This window comes from Amycolatopsis dongchuanensis (assembly GCF_039542405.1).
Lineage (GTDB): Bacteria > Actinomycetota > Actinomycetes > Mycobacteriales > Pseudonocardiaceae > Amycolatopsis_E > Amycolatopsis_E sacchari.
This window is the reverse complement of sequence record NZ_BAABIB010000012.1, coordinates 40596-58277: the sequence shown is the minus strand read 5'-3', so window position 1 is coordinate 58277 and position 17682 is coordinate 40596. Positions and strand designations below refer to the sequence as shown.

At 71.2% G+C, this 17682-nt stretch carries 17 protein-coding genes and 1 tRNA gene; 11 read left to right on the top strand and 7 right to left on the bottom strand.

Going from position 1 to position 17682, the window contains the following annotated elements:
- Positions 1-31: 31 nt before the first annotated feature.
- Positions 32-1219: an acetyl-CoA C-acetyltransferase gene (locus ABFX51_RS02535; protein ID WP_346051835.1), complete on the bottom strand. Its 1188-nt coding sequence runs from the start codon at positions 1217-1219 to the stop codon at positions 32-34.
- A 118-nt stretch (positions 1220-1337) separates the two neighbouring features.
- On the opposite strand from ABFX51_RS02535, the gene mce reads away from it, so the two are divergent.
- Positions 1338-1775: a methylmalonyl-CoA epimerase gene (mce, locus tag ABFX51_RS02530; protein ID WP_346051809.1), complete on the top strand. Its 438-nt coding sequence runs from the start codon at positions 1338-1340 to the stop codon at positions 1773-1775.
- Here mce and ABFX51_RS02525 read toward each other — a convergent pair.
- Together ABFX51_RS02525 and ABFX51_RS02520 are read right to left on the bottom strand one after the other, a co-directional pair.
- Positions 1772-2347, bottom strand: a complete 576-nt coding sequence (locus tag ABFX51_RS02525; protein ID WP_346051833.1) for a TetR/AcrR family transcriptional regulator — start codon at positions 2345-2347, stop codon at positions 1772-1774. The genes mce and ABFX51_RS02525 overlap by 4 nt on opposite strands.
- Positions 2344-2712: an SPW repeat protein gene (locus tag ABFX51_RS02520; RefSeq protein WP_346051807.1), complete on the bottom strand. Its 369-nt coding sequence runs from the start codon at positions 2710-2712 to the stop codon at positions 2344-2346. The genes ABFX51_RS02525 and ABFX51_RS02520 overlap by 4 nt, the downstream gene beginning before the upstream one ends.
- A 132-nt stretch (positions 2713-2844) precedes the next feature.
- On the opposite strand from ABFX51_RS02520, the gene ABFX51_RS02515 reads away from it, so the two are divergent.
- The 3 genes from ABFX51_RS02515 to ABFX51_RS02505 are packed head-to-tail and all read left to right on the top strand — an operon-like array spanning position 2845 to position 5394.
- Positions 2845-3936 (top strand): coiled-coil domain-containing protein, encoded by a 1092-nt coding sequence (locus tag ABFX51_RS02515; protein ID WP_346051805.1) that lies wholly within the window; start codon positions 2845-2847, stop codon positions 3934-3936.
- 45 nt (positions 3937-3981) lie between these two features.
- Positions 3982-4431: a universal stress protein gene (locus tag ABFX51_RS02510; RefSeq protein ID WP_091504668.1), complete on the top strand. Its 450-nt coding sequence runs from the start codon at positions 3982-3984 to the stop codon at positions 4429-4431.
- 9 nt (positions 4432-4440) lie between these two features.
- Positions 4441-5394 (top strand): adenylate/guanylate cyclase domain-containing protein, encoded by a 954-nt coding sequence (locus ABFX51_RS02505; RefSeq protein WP_346051803.1) that lies wholly within the window; start codon positions 4441-4443, stop codon positions 5392-5394.
- Positions 5395-5931: 537 nt separating this feature from the next.
- Here the strand turns inward: ABFX51_RS02505 and ABFX51_RS02500 are convergent.
- From ABFX51_RS02500 to ABFX51_RS02490, 3 genes are all read right to left on the bottom strand, one after another.
- On the bottom strand, positions 5932-7167 hold the full coding sequence (locus tag ABFX51_RS02500) for an aldehyde dehydrogenase family protein (protein WP_346051801.1): 1236 nt from the start codon (positions 7165-7167) through the stop codon (positions 5932-5934).
- Between the two features lie 53 nt (positions 7168-7220).
- Positions 7221-7910, bottom strand: coding sequence for a M50 family metallopeptidase (locus tag ABFX51_RS02495; protein WP_177228562.1), 690 nt, complete (start codon positions 7908-7910; stop codon positions 7221-7223).
- 1301 nt (positions 7911-9211) lie between these two features.
- A complete protein-coding gene (locus ABFX51_RS02490; protein ID WP_346051799.1) occupies positions 9212-10114 on the bottom strand; it encodes a DNA-3-methyladenine glycosylase family protein in 903 nt (300 codons plus the stop codon).
- Between the two features lie 268 nt (positions 10115-10382).
- Between ABFX51_RS02490 and ABFX51_RS02485 the strand changes: the two genes are divergently transcribed.
- The 6 genes from ABFX51_RS02485 to ABFX51_RS02460 all read left to right on the top strand — a co-directional run bounded on the left by ABFX51_RS02485 (position 10383) and on the right by ABFX51_RS02460 (position 14942).
- Positions 10383-11159, top strand: coding sequence for a ribosomal RNA small subunit methyltransferase A (locus ABFX51_RS02485; RefSeq protein WP_346051797.1), 777 nt, complete (start codon positions 10383-10385; stop codon positions 11157-11159).
- Positions 11160-11239: 80 nt separating this feature from the next.
- A complete protein-coding gene (locus ABFX51_RS02480) occupies positions 11240-12175 on the top strand; it encodes a S1C family serine protease (protein WP_346051795.1) in 936 nt (311 codons plus the stop codon).
- Between the two features lie 95 nt (positions 12176-12270).
- Entirely contained in the window at positions 12271-12879 is a 609-nt protein-coding gene (gene orn, locus ABFX51_RS02475; protein ID WP_091504675.1) for an oligoribonuclease, read from the top strand.
- 74 nt (positions 12880-12953) lie between these two features.
- Positions 12954-13029 (top strand) — tRNA-His (locus ABFX51_RS02470).
- Positions 13030-13067: 38 nt separating this feature from the next.
- Positions 13068-13994, top strand: coding sequence for a glycoside hydrolase family 6 protein (locus ABFX51_RS02465; RefSeq protein ID WP_177228550.1), 927 nt, complete (start codon positions 13068-13070; stop codon positions 13992-13994).
- Positions 13995-14438: 444 nt separating this feature from the next.
- Positions 14439-14942 (top strand): hypothetical protein, encoded by a 504-nt coding sequence (locus ABFX51_RS02460; RefSeq protein WP_091504677.1) that lies wholly within the window; start codon positions 14439-14441, stop codon positions 14940-14942.
- A 9-nt stretch (positions 14943-14951) separates the two neighbouring features.
- Here ABFX51_RS02460 and ABFX51_RS02455 read toward each other — a convergent pair whose 3' ends face one another.
- Positions 14952-15926, bottom strand: coding sequence for a GlxA family transcriptional regulator (locus tag ABFX51_RS02455; RefSeq protein ID WP_091504678.1), 975 nt, complete (start codon positions 15924-15926; stop codon positions 14952-14954).
- Positions 15927-16048: 122 nt separating this feature from the next.
- On the opposite strand from ABFX51_RS02455, the gene ABFX51_RS02450 reads away from it, so the two are divergent.
- Positions 16049-16984, top strand: coding sequence for an NADP-dependent oxidoreductase (locus tag ABFX51_RS02450; RefSeq protein WP_091504846.1), 936 nt, complete (start codon positions 16049-16051; stop codon positions 16982-16984).
- Positions 16985-17682: the final 698 nt, after the last annotated feature.

Genomic DNA, 17682 nt, shown 5'->3' with positions numbered 1-17682 from the left:
ACCGCGGCGGATCAGGCAGCGCGTCGTCCCGTCAGTTCGACGGGACCTTGATCAGCAGGGCGTCACCCTGGCCGCCGCCACCGCACAGCGCGGCGGCACCGAGCCCGCCGCCACGGCGCCGCAACTCGTGCACGAGGTGCACCGCCAGCCGGGCACCGGAAGCCCCGATCGGGTGGCCGAGCGCGATCGCGCCGCCGTTGACGTTCACCTTCTCCGGGTCCAGCCCGAGCTTCTCGCTCGACACCAGGCCCACCGCGGCGAACGCCTCGTTGATCTCCACCAGGTCCAGCGCGCTCACGTCGAGCTTCGCCTTCGCCAGCGCGGCCTTGATCGCGTTGGACGGCTGCTCGTGCAGGCTCGCGTCCGGGCCGGCGACGACGCCGTGCGCGCCGATCTCCGCCAGCGGCGTGATGCCCAGCTCCTCGGCCTTCTCCCGGCTCGCCACGACGACGGCCGCCGCGCCGTCGGAGATCTGCGACGCCGAGCCCGCGGTGATCGTGCCGTCCGCGGCGAACGCGGGACGCAACTTCGCCAGGCCCTCGACGGTCGTGTCCGCGCGCACGCCCTCGTCGGTCTCGAACAGCACCGGGTCGCCCTTGCGCTGCGGGATCGAGACGGGGGCGATCTCCTCCTTGAACAGGCCGTTCGCGATCGCCGCCGCGGCCCGCTGGTGCGAGCGCGCCGAGAACTCGTCCTGCTGCTCACGGGTGAGGCCGTAGCGCGAGTTGTACTTCTCGGTCGAAGCGCCCATCGCGACCTGGTCGAAGGCGCAGAACAGGCCGTCGTAGGCCATGTGGTCCAGCAGCGTCGCGTCGCCGTACTTGAAGCCCGACCGCGACTTCGGCAGCAGGTGCGGCGCCTGCGTCATCGACTCCTGCCCGCCCGCGACGACGAGGTCGAACTCGCCCGCGCGGATGAGCTGGTCGGCCAGCGCGATCGCGTCGAGGCCGGACAGGCACACCTTGTTGATGGTCAGCGCGGGCACGTCCATCGGGATGCCCGCCGCGACCGCGGCCTGCCGCGCCGGGATCTGCCCCGCGCCGGCGGTCAGGACCTGGCCCATGATCGTGTACTGCACGGCCTCGGGCGCCACCCCGGCGCGCTCGAGCGCGGCCTTGATGGCCACCCCGCCCAGCTGTGCTCCGGAGAAGTCCTTCAGGGACCCCAGCAGTCGACCGATCGGGGTGCGGGCGGCACCCAGGATCACCGAACCGGACAAGGCAGCCTCCAAAACACGAACAACGGCGGTCATCTCGACGATACCGGCAGGACCTCGCCAGTACAGGTGTGAGTCGCGGCACGCGAAGGGCGCCTCGCGGGCGCCTATGCTCCCCCTCATGGATGAGGCGCTGAAACCGCTCGTGACGACGATCGACCACGTCGGCATCGCGGTGCCGGACCTCGACGCGGCCATCGCCTTCTACGCCGAGAACTTCGGCATGCGCGCGACGCACACCGAGGAGAACGAGGAACAGGGCGTGCGCGAAGCGATGCTGCACGCCGAGGGCGACGAGTCCGGCCCCGCGATCCAGCTGCTCGCGCCGCTGCGCCCGGACTCGACGATCGCGAAGTTCCTCGGCACCAAGGGCCCGGGCCTCCAGCAGCTCGCCTACCGGGTGCGCGACGTCGAAGCCGCCGCGGAGGCCTTGCGCGCCAAGGGTTTGCGGCTGCTGTACGACAAGGCCAAGCGTGGCACCGCGGGCAGCAGGGTCAACTTCGTGCACCCGAAGGACGCCGGCGGCGTGCTCGTGGAACTGGTGGAGCCCGCTTCCTAGGAGGGAGCAGGCCGCGCCATCAGCGCGTCGGCGATGAAGTTCAGCTCCCGCTCCATCAGGTCCGGCGGCTCGTCGCCGTGCCGCGCGACCGAGTGGCGGTAGCTCACGGCGAGTGCGAGCAGGCCGGCCGCGCTGTCGACGTCCGCGACCGCGATCCCGCCCTCACCCGCCGCGAGGATCACCGCCCGCACCTGCCGCACCAGCTGCTGGAACCGTTCGTGCAGCGCGTCCCGCACCGCGCGGTGCGTGTCGGCCTCACGCCAGAGCAGGTGCGACAGCATGCGGGAGCGGGCGAGCCGGGCGTCCAGTTCGCGGACCAGACGCCGCAGGCTCTCCGCGATGTCCCCCGGCACCACCACCAGCTCCGGCTCGATCTGCTCGTCGGGCAGCCGCTTGATCAGCGCGCCCAGCAGGTCGGACTTGCGCCGGAAGTAGTAGTGCACGAGACCTTTCGGCACGCGGGCGCGTTCCGCGATGCGCGACGTGGGCGTGGCGTCGAAACCCGATTCGGCGAACAGCTCTTCCGCCGCGACGAGGATCCGCTCCTTCGCCGGGGGCTCTTCCGTGCTCAGTGCTGACCCGCCATCCTGTGCGCCGAGTTCGCCACGGGCAGCGCCGCGGCACCGATGATCAGGGTCAGGCCGCCGATGATCCAGGCGGACCACGCGGCGGCGGTCATGTCGGTGTAGCTCATCACCCAGGGTGAGATGAACAGCAGGGCGCCGAGCACGACCTGCACCCCTTCGCCGTAGACGAGCCCCGGCATGGCCAGGGACAGCAGACCGTCGAGGGCGATCAGCGCGCCCAGCACGATCATCGTCCACATCGCGGCGTTGTCGGTGTCCACCCACAGGAACGACAGCACCGCCACCACTCCCAGCACCACCTCGGCCCAGTCGTGCGGACGCATCCATGCACGTGTCGAGGTTTCGGCCATCGTGAATCACCTCCTGAAAGCGCCTTTGCTCTCCCGGATTTCCATGGTGCGCTTGGTTGGCCGCCCGGTCAATGTCCCATCACGGAGCGCACCCACCCCTATGACGCTCCGCGTCGCGGTTACTCTCTTGTTATGAGCCTTGGCGAAGAACGGGAGCTTGTACCGCTGGGGGCCGGCTTCGACCTGGCGAAGCGCGGCTACGACCGGCACCAGGTGGACGAGCACCTGGAACGGCTCGACGGCGACCTCAAGATGCTCGCCGCCGACCGGGACGCCGCCATCACGCAGGCGGGTGACCTGGCGCGCCAGCTGGAACAGGCCCGTGGGGAGATCGACAACCTCCGCGGCCAGGTCGAACGGCTGGGCCAGCCGCCGACGACCGTCGAGGGCCTGTCCGAACGCCTGCAGCGCATGCTCCGGCTCGCGCAGGACGAGGCCGCCGACACCCGGGCCCGTGCCGAGGCCGAGGCGGGGCACATCCGGGCGAAGGCCGAGGCCGACGCGAGCGCGATGCGTGCCCGCTACGAGCAGCTGCTGTCCGAGCTCGACGCCCGGCGCAAGGAGATGGAGGCCGAGCACCGCAAGGTCCTGGAGGACGCGCGGGCCGAGGCCGAGTCGATCACCCAGAAGGCCAAGGACGAGCGCGACCGGCTGGACTCCGAGGCCGAGCAGCGCCGCACGAAGGTCGAAGAGGACTTCGAGATCGCCATGGCCGCCCGGCGCAACGAGGCCATGCGCGTGCTGGCCGAGCAGGAGGCCGCGAGCAAGGCCGAGGCGGAACGCCGCGTGCGCGAGGCGACCGAGGAGGCCACCGCGATCCGGACGAAGGTCGCGGAGGAGCAGAAGACGGCCCACGAGGAGATCGAGCGCCGCCGCCGCGAGTCGATCGAGGACGCGAACCGCCGCAAGCAGGCGTCGATCACCGAGGCGAACGCCCGGCTCGCCGAGGCCACGGACGAGGCGCAGCGGCGGGTCCGCGAGGCGACCGAAGAGGCCAACAAGCGCATCAACGCCGCCGCCGACCGGGTCGAGGCGCTCCGCTCGCTGCGTGCCGGGATCGCCGAGCAGGTCAAGGCCGCGAAGGCCGTGCTCAACGAGGCGACCGCCGTCCTGGGCGACGCGGCGCCGGTGGTGGAGCCGCTGCCCGAGGAGCAGCCGACCCGTCCGGCGACGCCGGTTCCGGCCGCCAAGGAGGGGGCTGCGAGCAAACCGACTGGCGAGTAGCCTTCACAGCCACGCGGTTCGCGCACTGGCCGGGAGGACTTTCGCATGGCGGCTTACCAGACTGTGGTCGTGGGTACGGACGGTTCGGATTCGTCCTTTCGCGCGGTCGACCGGGCGGCGGCGGTGTCGGCGGATTCGGGTGCGCGGCTGGTGATCGTGTGCGCCTACTACCCGGCGAGCCGCAGCGACGTCGAGAAGGCGCAGGACGTGCTCCGCGACGAGGCGTACCAGGTGGTGGGCTCCGCTCCGGCCGAGGACACGCTGCAGTCGGCGCGTGACCGGGCCGTCAAGGTCGGCGCCACGGACATCGACACGGTCGCGGTGGTCGGCGAGCCGGTGGAGGCGCTGCGGAAGGTCGTGCGGGAGCGGTCGGCGGACCTGCTGGTCGTCGGCAACCGGGGGCTGAACACGCTGGCCGGCCGGATCCTCGGTTCGGTGCCCGCGGAGGCGGCGCGGAAGTCCGGGGTGGACGTCCTGATCGTGCACACGACCTGACGGTCCGGCGTGGACGAGGAACGACTCGAAAGCATCCTGCTCGGCGGTCAGCGGCGGTACACGCGGCTCGAGGTGGCCGAGAAGACGGGTGTGCCGATCGAACGCGCGACGAGGCTGTGGCGGGCGCTGGGTTTCGCGACGGTCGCCGATGACGACGTGGTGTTCACCGACGCCGACGTGGAGGCCGTGCGCCTGGCCGATCAGCTGATTTCGTCGGGGTGGCTGGACCCGCGCCTGGAGACGACGGTGACGAGGGCGCTGGGCCAGCACCTGTCGCGGCTGGCGGAGTGGCAGGTGTCCATGTTGTGGACGCTGATCACGGAGAACGAGGAGCTGGGCCGCGACGAGAAGCAGGTGGCGCTGCTGGTGGAGCGGCTGGTGCCCGAGTTGCAGCGGGTGCAGGACTTCGTGTGGCGGCGGCACCTGGCGGCGTTCGCGGGGCGGGCGCTGGCGTCGCCGGAGGAGAACCTGGAGGCGCGGACCGAGGTCGCGGGGTTCGTGGACATGGTCGGGTACACGCGCTTGACGCGGCGGATCGGCGAGTCGGAGCTGAGTGAGATCCTGGAGCGGTTCGAGGCGCTGGCGACCGAAGTGGTGGCCGAACACCACGGCCGGGTGGTCAAGATGATCGGCGACGAGGTCCTGTTCGTGGCCGATTCGCCCGTGGACGCCGCGGAGATCGCGCTGACGTTGACGGAACGCACAACGGCGGACCCAACGCTGCCGGACGTCCGGGCGGGGATGGCGTCGGGGAGGATCTTGAGCCGCTTCGGGGACGTGTACGGCTCGGTGGTGAACCTGGCCGCACGCCTGACGTCGATCGCCCGCCCAGGCACGATCCTCATCGACCGGGAACTGGCCCGCGCGCTGGCGACGACCCACAGGTACTCGATCCGCCCCCGCCGCGCCACGGCTGTTCGCGGTTACGCGCGCCTGCGCTCGTTCGCCCTCCGCCGGGGCTGAGGCGCTTCGGGCGCGGTTCGGGCGGTCTGTTCTGTTGACCGCAGCCCGCCCACGGCACGCCACGCCACGCCACGGCCATCGCACGCCGCCGCGGCCGCTGCACGCCGCCGCGGCCGCCGCGCGAGCCACCGCCGCGTAGCCGAACGCACCCCGCGCCCCACCGCCGCAGCCACCGAACGCACCCGGGCCCCAGCGCCGCGCCGCCGCACGTACCGCGCGATCCACGCCGGCACCGCCGAGCGCACGCCCCACGAGCCACCGCCCGCACCCGCAACCCATCGCCGCGCCGCCGCACGCACCCCGCCAGCCCACCGCCGCGGTCACCGGAGCCACCCGCACGCACCGCGCAACCCACCGTCGCGGCCGCCGAAGGCGACGCCACAGCCCGCCCAGCGCGCCACCCCAGCCACTTCGCGCCACAGGCCGCCGCGAGCCCCACGGCGGCAGGCCAAGGCGGCGAACCGGCCAGGCGAACTGCCACCGCGAACCTCGCCGTCCGGTGCACGCAGCCCGACGACGGGCGCGGAACCGCGAGGGTCAGGCGGGCAGCACGGCGTACTGCCGCACGTACAGATCGGTGTAGGTGACGGGCCCCCGCGGCCCGGGGACGCGGTCGAGGTTGATGCCGGTCTCCGGCACGGCCAGCAGCTTGAAACCGTCGAGCAGGCGCGTCGGCGCGTTCCAGAAGACGCCCGTGCCCGTGTAACCGTCGAAGAACGCCTCGGCGGCGGCGCTGTCCTCCGTGGCGATCCCCGCCGCGAGGCCGGACGTCTGCTCGTTCGCGATGCGCACCGCCTCGGCGAGGCTCTCGACCTGCGCGACGGTGACCGTCGCCTCGTGGTCGGAGTCCAGTGCCCACTCGTAGCCGATCGCGTGCTCGTGCGGCGGCAGCGAAGGCGTCACCTCACGCTCCGCGAGCGCCTCGGAGATCACCGGCCACAGCCGCTCGTGGACGGCGGAGTGCACCAGCAGCAGGTTCAGCCGGTTGCACACGCCCAGCCGGTCGAGGCTGTCGAACACCAGCGCGCGCACCTTGTCCGCGTCCGCGGCCTCGTCCACGTAGAGCACGCCGCCGCCGTCCGCGTGGGCGAGCGTGCGGACGCCGTGCACCGCGGCCTCGGTGGCGAGCCTGCGGGTGCTCTCCCCGCTACCGCGCAGGATCACCAGCGGCACCAGGCTCGGCAGCTGCACCAGCGCCGTGGCGGCCTCGCGCTCGACGCGGGGCACGAGCTGGATCGCGTCCGCGTCGATGCCGGCTTCGGTGAGCGCGGGCGCGATCACCACGTCGAGCAGCCGCTGTGCGGACCCCAGCGCGGCCGAACCCGTGCGCAGCACACCGGCGTTGCGGGACTTGACCAGCTGCGAAGCCACGTCGACCGTCACGTTCGGCCGCGCCTCGTAGTTCGCGCCGATCACGCCCACCGGGCGCCGCCGCTCCACCAGCCGCAGGCCGCCGTCCAGTGTGGACACCGGGATCGACCGTTCCTGGTGCGGGGCGCCGGCGAGCAGGCGCAACTGCTCGGCCATCCCGGTGAGCCGCTCCGCGGTGATGGTCAAGCGGTCCAGCAGCCCCGCGCTCATGCCCTCTTCCCGGGCCTTCGCGACGTCGGCGCGGTTGGCTTCCAGCACCGCCTCACGGTGCTCCAGGAGCAGGCGTGCCATGGCGGTCAACGCGGCGTCGATGGCCTCGTCCGGCGCCGTGGCCAGTGCTGGAGCCGCCGACTTCGCCGCCCGCGCGCATTCCTCTACTGCCTTGGCCACCTCGTCGGACACAGCGCACCTTCCTTTCGCCGCTTTCAGGCACTCCAGTGTGCCGTACGAGCAGCTCAGGACTGCAGCGCGGGCTCCAGCAACCACGCCCCGCCGACCACGAGACACGTCAGCGCGATCACCACCATGATCAGCACCCACAGCGCGGCGGGCACGCCGGTGAGCCGGTCCAGCTGGTCGACGTCGGAGTCGCGTGCCGCACCCCGGCGCCGTTTCCGCTGCAGCTCGAACACCGGCCGGAGGCCGCCGAACAGCAGGAACCACGTGATGAGGTACACGAACCACGCCTGCACCTCCGGTCCGGCGACGAGCGCGACCACGGCGAGCCCGCCCGCCGTCAGCACGACGGACAGCACGCCGTAGGCGTTGCGCACCATCACCAGCACCCCGAGCAGGAGCACCGCGGCGACGGCGAGCAGCACCGTGATCCGGTCGGCGGCGAGCAGCCCGGCGAACCCGAGCCCGAGCACCCCGGGCGCGGGGTAGCCGGCCAGCGACGTCAGCACCATGCCGGGCCCCGTCGGGCGACCGCGCGACACCGTGACGCCGGACGTGTCGGAGTGCAGCTGGATCCCCTGCAGGCGCCGCCCGGCGAGCACCGCGACGAGGGCGTGCCCGGCCTCGTGCACGATGGTCACGAGGTTGCGGGCCAGCCGCCACGGTGCCCCGGACAGCACCAGCAGCAGCGCGAGACCGCCCGTCACCAGCGGCACCCAGACCGTCGGGTCCGGCTGCGCACCGAAGATCCCGACCGGTGATACGACGTCGCCCGTGTCCGCGAGTTGCACGCGCGCAGCTCACCACATCGGTTGTCTACGTGGTGTTACCACCCCCGTCCGTTTCACAGGTTTCCGTTCTGCTGTCAATAAGTCCTGGTCAGGTCGCCGCGTCGGGACGACGGCTCGCCTCGGCGGTGAGGGCACCCGTGCGGCCCGCTCCGGGGCGCGGTTAGGCGGGTCGGCGCACTCGGCCCGGACGGTCACCCCATTCGGCTCGGTGAGGTCGCGCGCGGTCCGAGGGGCCAGCCCGAAGGGTTCCGTGCTGAACGGCCCCGGCACGAGGGGCACCCGGTTCAGCTCCGAGGGGCTCGGTGCTGAAGGGCCCCGGCCCGAAGCGCGCCGACGCGAACAGCACCAGTCCGGGAGGCGCGGTCCCGAAGGGGCCCGGCCGGAACGGCAGGGTCCCGAAGGGGCCCGGCCGGAACGGCAGGGTCCCGAAGGGGCCCGGCCGGAACGGCACCACCCCACCGAGCACCGGCCCGCGAGGCTCGGCCCCGAAGGGCCTCGGTTCGAGGAGCACCGGCCCGAAAGGGCAGCAGTCCGACGCCCAACGGCCCGAGGCGCATCAGCCCGGAAGGCCCGGCGCTGAAGCAACTTCACCCGACAGACACCAGCCCGAGGACCTCAGCCTGGAGAGCGCCGATCCAAAGCGCACCAGCCCGAGGGCCAGCACTGACGGGGCCTGAACCGACAGACACCGGCCGAAAGGCCCGGCCCGAAACCAGACACCGGCCCGAAGGCCCGGCTCGAAACGCGTCGCCCCCGAACGGCACGGCCATAAGCCGCCAGCCCGAACGGCATCAGCCCGAGAGCCCCGGCCCGAGAGTGCCGACCCGAAGCGCACCAGCCCGAGAGCTCTACCCCGAAGGGTCAGATCCTCAAGGCAGCAGCCCGCAAGGCAGCAGCCCGAAGGGCCTGCCCCGACAGAAACCAGCCCGAGGACCTCAGCCTGGAGAGCGCCGATCCAAAGCGCACCGGCCCGAGGGGCCGGCACTGACGGGGCCCGACCCGACAGACACCGACCCGAAGGCCCGGCCCGCAACGCGCCTCCCCCGAACGGCACCAGCCCGCAAGTCACCGGCCCGACCGGCCTCGGCCCCCAGCCCGGAGCCTCCGACCCAGCTCCCCCGTTCCCGCCCTCGCCCCGAGCGCCCTCGAACCGGACCCACGGACGCCCGAGAACCCCCGCCCGACGAGTGCACGGACTCGACGCCAAGACCGTGACCTCGCCTACGGGCGCGCGGGATCCCGCACCCCTGACCGTGGACTCACCCCAGGCGGACCTCCCGATGGACGCGCAGCAGCAACCCCACCCAGCTCCGGTACGGGCGCCAGCGTTCGGAGAGCGCCTCGAGCTCCGCGACGTCCGCATCCGGCAAGCCGTACAGCTCGCGCATCTCGTCGTGCAGACGGGGTTCATTGGCCGGGAACAGGTCCGGATGACCGGCCCCGCGGATGAGGATCAGCTCGGCCGAGAACGGGCCGATACCCGGTAGCCTCCGCAACTGCCGCAGCGCTTCCTCGGGTTCAAGGGCCCGCAGCGCCTCGGCGTCGAGCAAGCCCTCCTCCGCCGCTCGGGCCATCGCGCGGAGCCGGTGCACCTTCGTCGCCGAGAGACCCAGTGGTTGGTCTAGCGTGCGCAGGACCGAGGGCGCGGGGAACGACGCGAGCCGCTTGCCCTCGACGTCGATCAGCTCGCCGTACCGCTCCGCGATGCGCTGCTTGATGGCGGCGGCCTGCGTCATCCGGATGCGTGACGCGATGATCGCCCAGCACGCCGCCTCGTACGGCGAGTGGAACAGCACGGGCCGCAACCCCGGAAAACGCTCCTGCAGCGCACCCACCACGGGATCGGCCCTGCCCAGCTCCGCGAACCTGCCGCCGTCGACGTCCAGCGACAGGATCCGGCCCACCTGCCGCACCGCCGCGCCGGCCACTTCCCCTTCCGCGGCAACGGAAACCTCGACCGAACCCGGTGCTCTCCGCCGGATCAGGACACCGGCGTGCTGCCAGCTCCCCTCGACCGGGAACGCCATGCGCAGCGTGCCCGGCTCCTCCGCGGCGTCGGCGCGCGCCGCCGGCGTGAACCCTTCGAGGAACCGCGCGGACGCGGCGAGGTCGAACGGGCCCTCCGCACGCAGTTCGGCGGGGCGCTGCAAGGTGCTGGTCATCGGTACCTCCAGTGGTCGGATCTTCGTTGCGCCGACCATAGCGGCGACCACCGACAGTTTTCGGCGCCACCGAAAACCCGTTGCCCACCTTGCTACCTTCGTCGCATGGGAACTTTGTGGCAGTCCAGCGTCGCGACCGCTCGTCCGCGGTCCGCCTGAACGCAGCGGCTGCTCACACCCCCGCGCCGACGATCCGTCCGCGCCCCTTCCCCACGCACGCCAGTCGCTGCGTCATGAGCCCTGTCCTTCCTCATGACGTGGAGTCCCCATGCCCCCGGCACCCCGTGCCGAGCGCTCCGGTGGCGTGCACTTCCTTGCCGCACCCCGGATCGCCGCCCGGCTCGTCCGTTCCTGCCCGCTGCACCCCGGCGACCTCGTCGTCGAGTTCGGTGCCGGGCAGGGCGCGATCACCACCCATCTGGCTGAAACGAACGCTCACGTGCTCGCCGTCGAACGAGACCCCGAGTTCGTCCGCAAGCTCCGGAGCCGTCTGGCCGATCGCGGGAACGTCCGCGTGATCCAGGCGGACATCATGAGCTTTCCCTTGCCGCGCAAGCACTTCTCGGTGGTGGCCAGTATCCCCTACGCGCTGTCGACCGCCCTTCTCCGCCGCCTCCTCAGCCCCCAGCGCACCCGGTTGCGGCAGGCCGCGCTCATCGTGGAGTGGGGTTTCGCGAAACGCGTCATCGCGCCCCGGCACCTCGAACAGGCCTGGTGGGCCGCGCGCTTCGAACTGGAACTCGTCTCGCGGATATCCGCGAACTGCTTTTCCCCTCCCCCGCGAGTCGATTCTGCCCACCTCGTCATCCGCAGGCGACAGGCGGTTCCCGACCGGGCATTGTGGACGCTCCTGTCCACGGCATACCGCACCCCGAGCCAGCCCGCCAGGAAGGTCCTCGGACACCCGAAACTCCTGCACAGCACCGGGATCGACCCGGCAGCACCGGTCGCGAAGATCCGGCCCGCGGCCTGGGCCGAGCTGGCGCGCCACCTCGCACGCGACCGCAGCCGGTACTGGCCCCCGCTCCCGCCAAGATTCCGCTGAGAATTCTCAGGAAATTCTTCTCAGCTGATTTCGAAGCTGTTCCACAGGTTCCTCACACCATGGCGACCGAAGCTGGGCACATGAGCGAGAACGACTTCCGGCAGGGCCACCTGGGTAGCTACCAGCCGCAGCAGAGCTACCCGTACTACACGCAGCCTGCTCCCGCCGGGCAGGTCCCCACCCCGCCACCGCCGCGCCGCAAGGGCAAGCGGGTGGCGGCGCTGGTCAGCGCGACGGCCGTGGCGGCCGCACTGGTCGGCGGCGCGAGCGGCGCGGCGATCGTGGGCCTCGAAGGTGGCTCCTCGGCGACCGCTTCCGGGACCACGGCGAGTGCGCAGACGGTCTCCGGCACGACCAACACCGACGTCAGCGCGGTCGCCGCGAAGGTACTGCCCAGCGTCGTCCAGGTGAACGTGACCACCAGACAGGGTGAGGCGATCGGTTCCGGGGTGATCCTCAGTTCCGACGGCAAGATCCTCACCAACGCGCACGTGGTGTCCGGGGCGGTCGGAGACGTCACGATCACCCTGTCGGATGGCAAGCAGTACCAGGCGAGCGTGCTCGGCGCGGACACGAAGGCCGACATCGCCGTGCTGCAGGCGAAGGGCGCCAGCGGTCTCACCGCCGCCACGCTCGGCGACTCCAGCAAACTGGCCGTGGGGCAGGAGGTCGTCGCCATCGGTTCACCGGCCGGGCTGCAGAACACGGTGACCTCGGGCATCATCAGCGCGCTCAACCGGCAGCTGTCCGACATCGGCACCGGTGAGCAGCAGTCCTCGCCGTTCGACCAGACGGCCAACCGGACGAGTGACTCGCCCAGCTACACCGCCATCCAGACGGACGCCGCCATCAACCAGGGCAATTCGGGCGGCGCGCTGGTGAACATGGCGGGCCAGGTGATCGGGATCAACTCCGCGCTCTACAGCCCGTCGTCGTCGGCGGGGTCGGTGGGGATCGGCTTCGCCATCCCGATCAACGACGCGAAGACCATCGTCAGCCAGCTCGAAAACCAGTGACGAGCGGGCGTGCGCGGCGGAACGGGCCGAGGTCGGGGCGGCCCGTTCCGCTGTGTCGGTCGTGGCCGCCGGACACGGCGCGTTAAAGTCGTTCGGTGACCGACCGTCTTGTCTGGATCGACTGCGAGATGACGGGGCTCGACCTCGCCAAAGACGCACTCATCGAAATCGCCGTCCTGGTGACCGACGCCGAGCTCAACATCCTCGGCGAGGGCCTCGACCTCGTCATCCACACCGACGACGAGACGCTGGCGGGCATGCCGGACGTGGTGCGGGACATGCACGCGCGGTCCGGCCTGACCGAGGAGGTCCGCCGCTCCACGACCACGCTCGGCGAGGCCGAGCGGCAGGTGCTGGCTTATGTGCGCCGCTTCGTGCCGGACGCCAGGACCGCCCCGCTCGCCGGGAACTCCATCGCCACGGACCGGGGTTTCATCGCCAGGGACATGCCCGAGCTGGACGCGCACCTGCACTACCGGATGGTCGACGTCTCGTCGGTCAAGGAGCTGGTCCGCCGCTGGTACCCGCGGGTCTACTACGCCAAGCCGGAGAAGGGCCTCGCGCACCGGGCGCTCGCGGACATCAAGGAGTCCATCGGCGAGCTCGACTACTACCGCCGCACGGCGTTCGTCCCCCAGCCCGGACCCAGCACCGAGGAGGCCCGCGCCGCGGCCGCTGACGTGCGGGAACAGCACAGCGGGTAACCCCCTGCGCGGCGGCGGGGACGGCACGCTACGATATCCCGGCTGAGGTTGGCGGGCTGCCGGCTCCTCGCGTGGTGGGTGTAGCTCAGATGGTAGAGCACCTGGTTGTGGTCCAGGATGTCGCGGGTTCGAGTCCCGTCACTCACCCCAACCGCCCCATCGCGGATTTCCGTGGTGGGGCGTTTTTCTTGTCCCGCCTGCGGCGACTCGCCGTTGGCCTGCTGGGGATCCTGTTGCTCAGCGCGTGCGTGTCACCGCCGCCTCCCGCCGGACCTCCACCCGCCTTCCGCTTGCTCGCCGGGCGTTATCAGCTGGCGCGGGATCCGGACAATCCGGCGCTGACTTGGGTCCGCACCCATCTTGGCGGCGAGTCGTCGGCGGCCGAGCCGATCGAACAGCGAATCGCCTACACGCCCGTCGCACGCAGTTTTACGGCCCAGGACACGGATCTCGCCGGTCACGTGCACGACTACGTGGCGCAGGCGGCGCGACAACGCTGGCAGCCGATGCTCGTCGGCGCGTTCACCGAACCGGGGCGCTGCCCAGAGGCGGGCTCGCCCGCCGTCGCCGATTTCGCGCGTGGGCTCGGCCAGGAGAGGGCCATCGTCGTCCTCGAACCGGGGTTGCTGCTGGGTGATTGCCCTGGTGCAGCGGCCTACCTCGCTGCCGTGGTCCACACCATCCGCACTGCCGCGCCGAACGTGTTCGTGTTCCTCGACGTGTCCGGAAACGACGATCCCAGTCAGTACGCCGGAAGACTTCTCGCCGCGGGAGTCCGTGAGGCTTCGGGGATCACTGTCAACGTCGGCCGATATGCCTCCATGGAGAAGCTCGCCGGGCCGACTCGACGGCTGTTCGACGCCTTGGCGGCGAGCACGGGGCGCCGCGACTACTTCCTGCTCGCCGACAGCGCCCGCAACGGTGCCACGGTCACGGACGACTGCAATCCCGCGGGGGCGAAACCGGGTTCGCCCGGGGCGTTTTCGGATGAACCTGGCGCGCTGCAACAGGCCTGGCTGACGGTTCCGGGTGTTTCCGACGGACCCTGTGGCACCGCTCCCGGTTCTCGTCGCGGGGAATTCGTCCCGGACCTGGCCCGGCAGATGGCCGGTTGACCCGGCCTTTCCGGTGACGGTACTTGCGTCGTCGAGTCGGACACTCGAATATGGAGCCCGAATCACACTGGGGAGGGGGACCACCGGTTGTGCCCGCAGCACCAACCGTCCTCATCGGACGTTGGCCGGAGGGGCGGCGGCAGGTCCCGATCACCGTTCCGCACAGCCGTGGAAGCGTTTTCGCGGCACCGTCATCGCGTGCTTTGAAGGTGCGCGGAGCAAGGGGGAGAGTTCGTGTCGTATCCGCAGCAGCCAGGGCAGCCGGGACCGTTCGGGCCGCAGGGACAGTGGGGCCAGCAGCCGCCCGCACATCCGGGCGCACCGGGGTATCCGGGGTATCCGGGAGGGCCGGGAGGGCCGGGCGGCTATCCGGGAGGGCCTGGTGGCTGGGGTGCGCCGCCACCTCCGCCTGGTCGTCGCCGGAAGGGACTGATCATCGGCCTGGTGATCGCGGCGGTGGTGGTCGTCGCCGGCGGGGTGACCACCGCGGTCGTGCTCAGCTCGGGACACAAGATCGACGCCGCGTCGATCCCGAGCTACACGCCGCCCCCGCTGCCGAGCCTGAGCGTCAGCGGGCTGCCGAGCAGCCGCCGCTCCGCGACGCCCAGCAGCTCCGCCTCGGCACCGAGCAGCGCCGTCGGCTCGGCCGGCGCCCGGGGCAAGTCCACTCCCGAGGAACTCCAGAGCGCGGCAGTCGCGGCGTACACGTCCCGCCAGGTGGCCGACTTCCAGGCGCTGAGCTGCAAGGAGCTGTCCCAGTCGCAGCTGGACCAGCTGCAGGGCGAGCTGGCTTCGCTGCCCGCGGACGCCACCTGGTCCAATGGTGCGCCGCCGCAGGTCAACGGTTCCACCGGCACGATCCACGTGGACGGCACCAGCGGCGGGCAGACCCGGACAGCCCAGCTGCCGATCGTCAAGAACGGCGATCTGTGGTGCGTTGACGCCTGACCGGACGTGTCACGCCGGCGTCGACCGCTCGGCCCGGAACGTCCTCCGGTAGGCCAGCGGTGACACCCCGATCACCGCGTGCAGGTGCTGTCGCAGAGAGGTGCCGGTGGCGAAACCCACCTGGCTCGCGATCTCGTCGATCGGCAGGTCACTCGATTCGAGGAGGTGGCGGGCCCGGGCGAGTCGTTGCTGGATGATCCAGCGGCCCGGGCTTGTGCCGACCTCGTCGGTGAAGCGGCGGGCGAAGGTGCGCGGGCTCATCCGCGCGTGGTGTGCGAGATCGGCGAGCGCGAGCGGCTCGTGCAGGTGTGCGAGCACCCAGCTGCGGGTGGCCGACGTGCTGTCCTGCGACGTCCGGGGAACCGGCGCTTCGATGTACTGCGCCTGTCCGCCGTCTCGCCACGGCGGCACCACGCAGCGGCGCGCCGCCCGGTTGGCGATCTCGCTGCCGTGGTCCCTGCGCAGGAGGTGCAGGAACACGTCGACGCCGGAGGCGGCACCGGCCGAGGTGAGGATGTCGCCGTCGTCGACGAACAGCACGTCCGGGTCGAGGTCCACCTTCGGGAAGAGGCTCCGGAAGCGCTCGGTCGCCTGCCAGTGGGTGGTGGCCCGGCGGTCGTCCAGCAGGCCGGCGGCGGCGAGCACGAACGCGCCGGTGCAGATGGACACGAGCCGGGTGCCGGGCCGGATCAACCCGAACGCCGCGGCGATGGGCTCCGGCAACCCGTGTGCGAGGAACTCAGCCATTTCGGGGGACGGGTCGAAGGACGCGATCACCACGGTGTCGGCGCTGCTCAGCACCTCCGGGCCGTGCTCGACGGCGATCGTGAAGTCGGCCGCCGTGCGCACCGGCCCGCCGTCGACCGTGCAGGTCAGGACCTCGTACAGGTCCTCGGTCGCGCCGAAGATCCGGCTGGGGATACCGAGTTCGAAGGGATACACCCCGTCGAGGGCGAGCACGACGACCCGATGCGGGTGTGTCAAGAGCCGACTCCGATCGCTCGCGTGGTCAGGGATGGCACGATCTCATCGTAAGGTGACCATCTTGCCATTGCCGGGTCTGGTGCGGACCCAGCACGCTGGGGTTCATGAGCGAAAGCACCACGATGCGTGCCATCAGCCAGGAAGCCTTCGGCGGCCCAGAGGTGCTCGAGGAGGTCGAACGGCCGCGGCCGGTGCCAGGAGGGAACGAGATCCTCGTCCGCGTCCACGCCGCGGGCGTGAACCCGACCGACTGGAAGCACCGCGGGGGCCTGCCGTGGCTGAGCGAGCCGGTACCGGTCCTCGGGTGGGACGTCTCCGGGGTCGTCGCGGAGGTCGGCGCCGGGGTCACCCTGTTCAAGCCCGGCGACGAGGTGTTCGGCATGCTGCCCTACCCGCACGGCGCGGGCGCTTATGCCGAGTACGCCAAGGCCCCTGCCAGGTCCTTCGCCCGGAAGCCGGCGAACCTCGACCACGTGCAGGCCGCCGCTCTGCCGCTCGCCGGTCTGACCGCGTACCAGGCGCTGGTCGACGCGGCGGAGGTGCGGCCTGGGCAGCGGGTGCTGGTCCACGCCGCGGCCGGCGGGGTCGGGCACCTGGCCGTGCAGATCGCCAAGGCGCGGGGGGCGCACGTCATCGGCACGGCCAGCGCCGGCAAACACGACCTGCTGCGTGACCTCGGGGCGGACGAGTTGATCGACTACCGGACCACGGATTTCACCACCGCGGTCGACGGCGTCGACGTGGTCCTGGATTCCCTTGCCGGTGAAGTCCGCACGCGTTCCCTGGAAATCCTGCGCCGGGGCGGCGTCCTGGTCTCGTTCGTGGGCGACGGCGGCGAATCCGCCGATCGACAGAAGGCGGCCGAGCTGGGTGTCCGGATGGAGGGATTGCTTGTGGAGGCCGACAACGCGGGCATGCGCGCCATCGCCGAACTCGCCGAGCAGGGCCGGCTCCGCCCCCACCTCGACGCGACCTTCCCGCTCGCTGAAGCCGCCAAGGCCCACGCCCACGGGGAGACTGGCCGGACCACGGGGAAGATCGTCCTCGTCGTTCGTTGAGGGATGCCGGGTCGTTTTCGTGCGGGGGAAGCGATTCCGACAGGCAGGTTGGCTGCCACTCCTTGGGTGCACCTACGTCGGTCGACACATTCCCTCACGGAGTCCGGTGGTGACCCTGAGGATGTCGGCAGATCAACGGAACTTTGTGGCAGTTCTTTGCCTATGCCCGCCGTTACCGGTCAAGAGCAGCGTTGTTTGCCGCCGTATAGGTACCGATTACTGCAGGACGGCGCTCCTCGCGCTCATCATCCGAACAATGTGAAACCCCGGCCGCTTGAATCAGAGGCGTGCCGGGGTCTTCGCAGACGAAGGTACACGATGGCTGCCCTGAGCCACCTCGAATCGCGGCTGTCCCATGAGCGTCTGCCGCCGTACCGAACGGCCGCCCATGACCATCGCGACGCGTGGCTCGCTACGAATGGACGCACCTTCCCCGGCAAGCGCTAAGCGGGCGGTCTCAGAGCCGCACCTGCATCGGGCGTCACGCCCCTGCCCACAACCGGCCTCTGCGAAGCCAGCCGTGACGGCTCGTGTTGGGTCGCGTGCCGTGATGCCGCTGGTAAGCACATGAAAGCAGCGACCAGCTGGCGACACACCAGGTGAAGTGGAACGCGCTACCGCCGTCGGCGGGTGGCAAACGCGCGGTCCCCACCCACGTGACTGGCGAGTAAGTGTGCGGTTTCCGTTCAATCAGACGT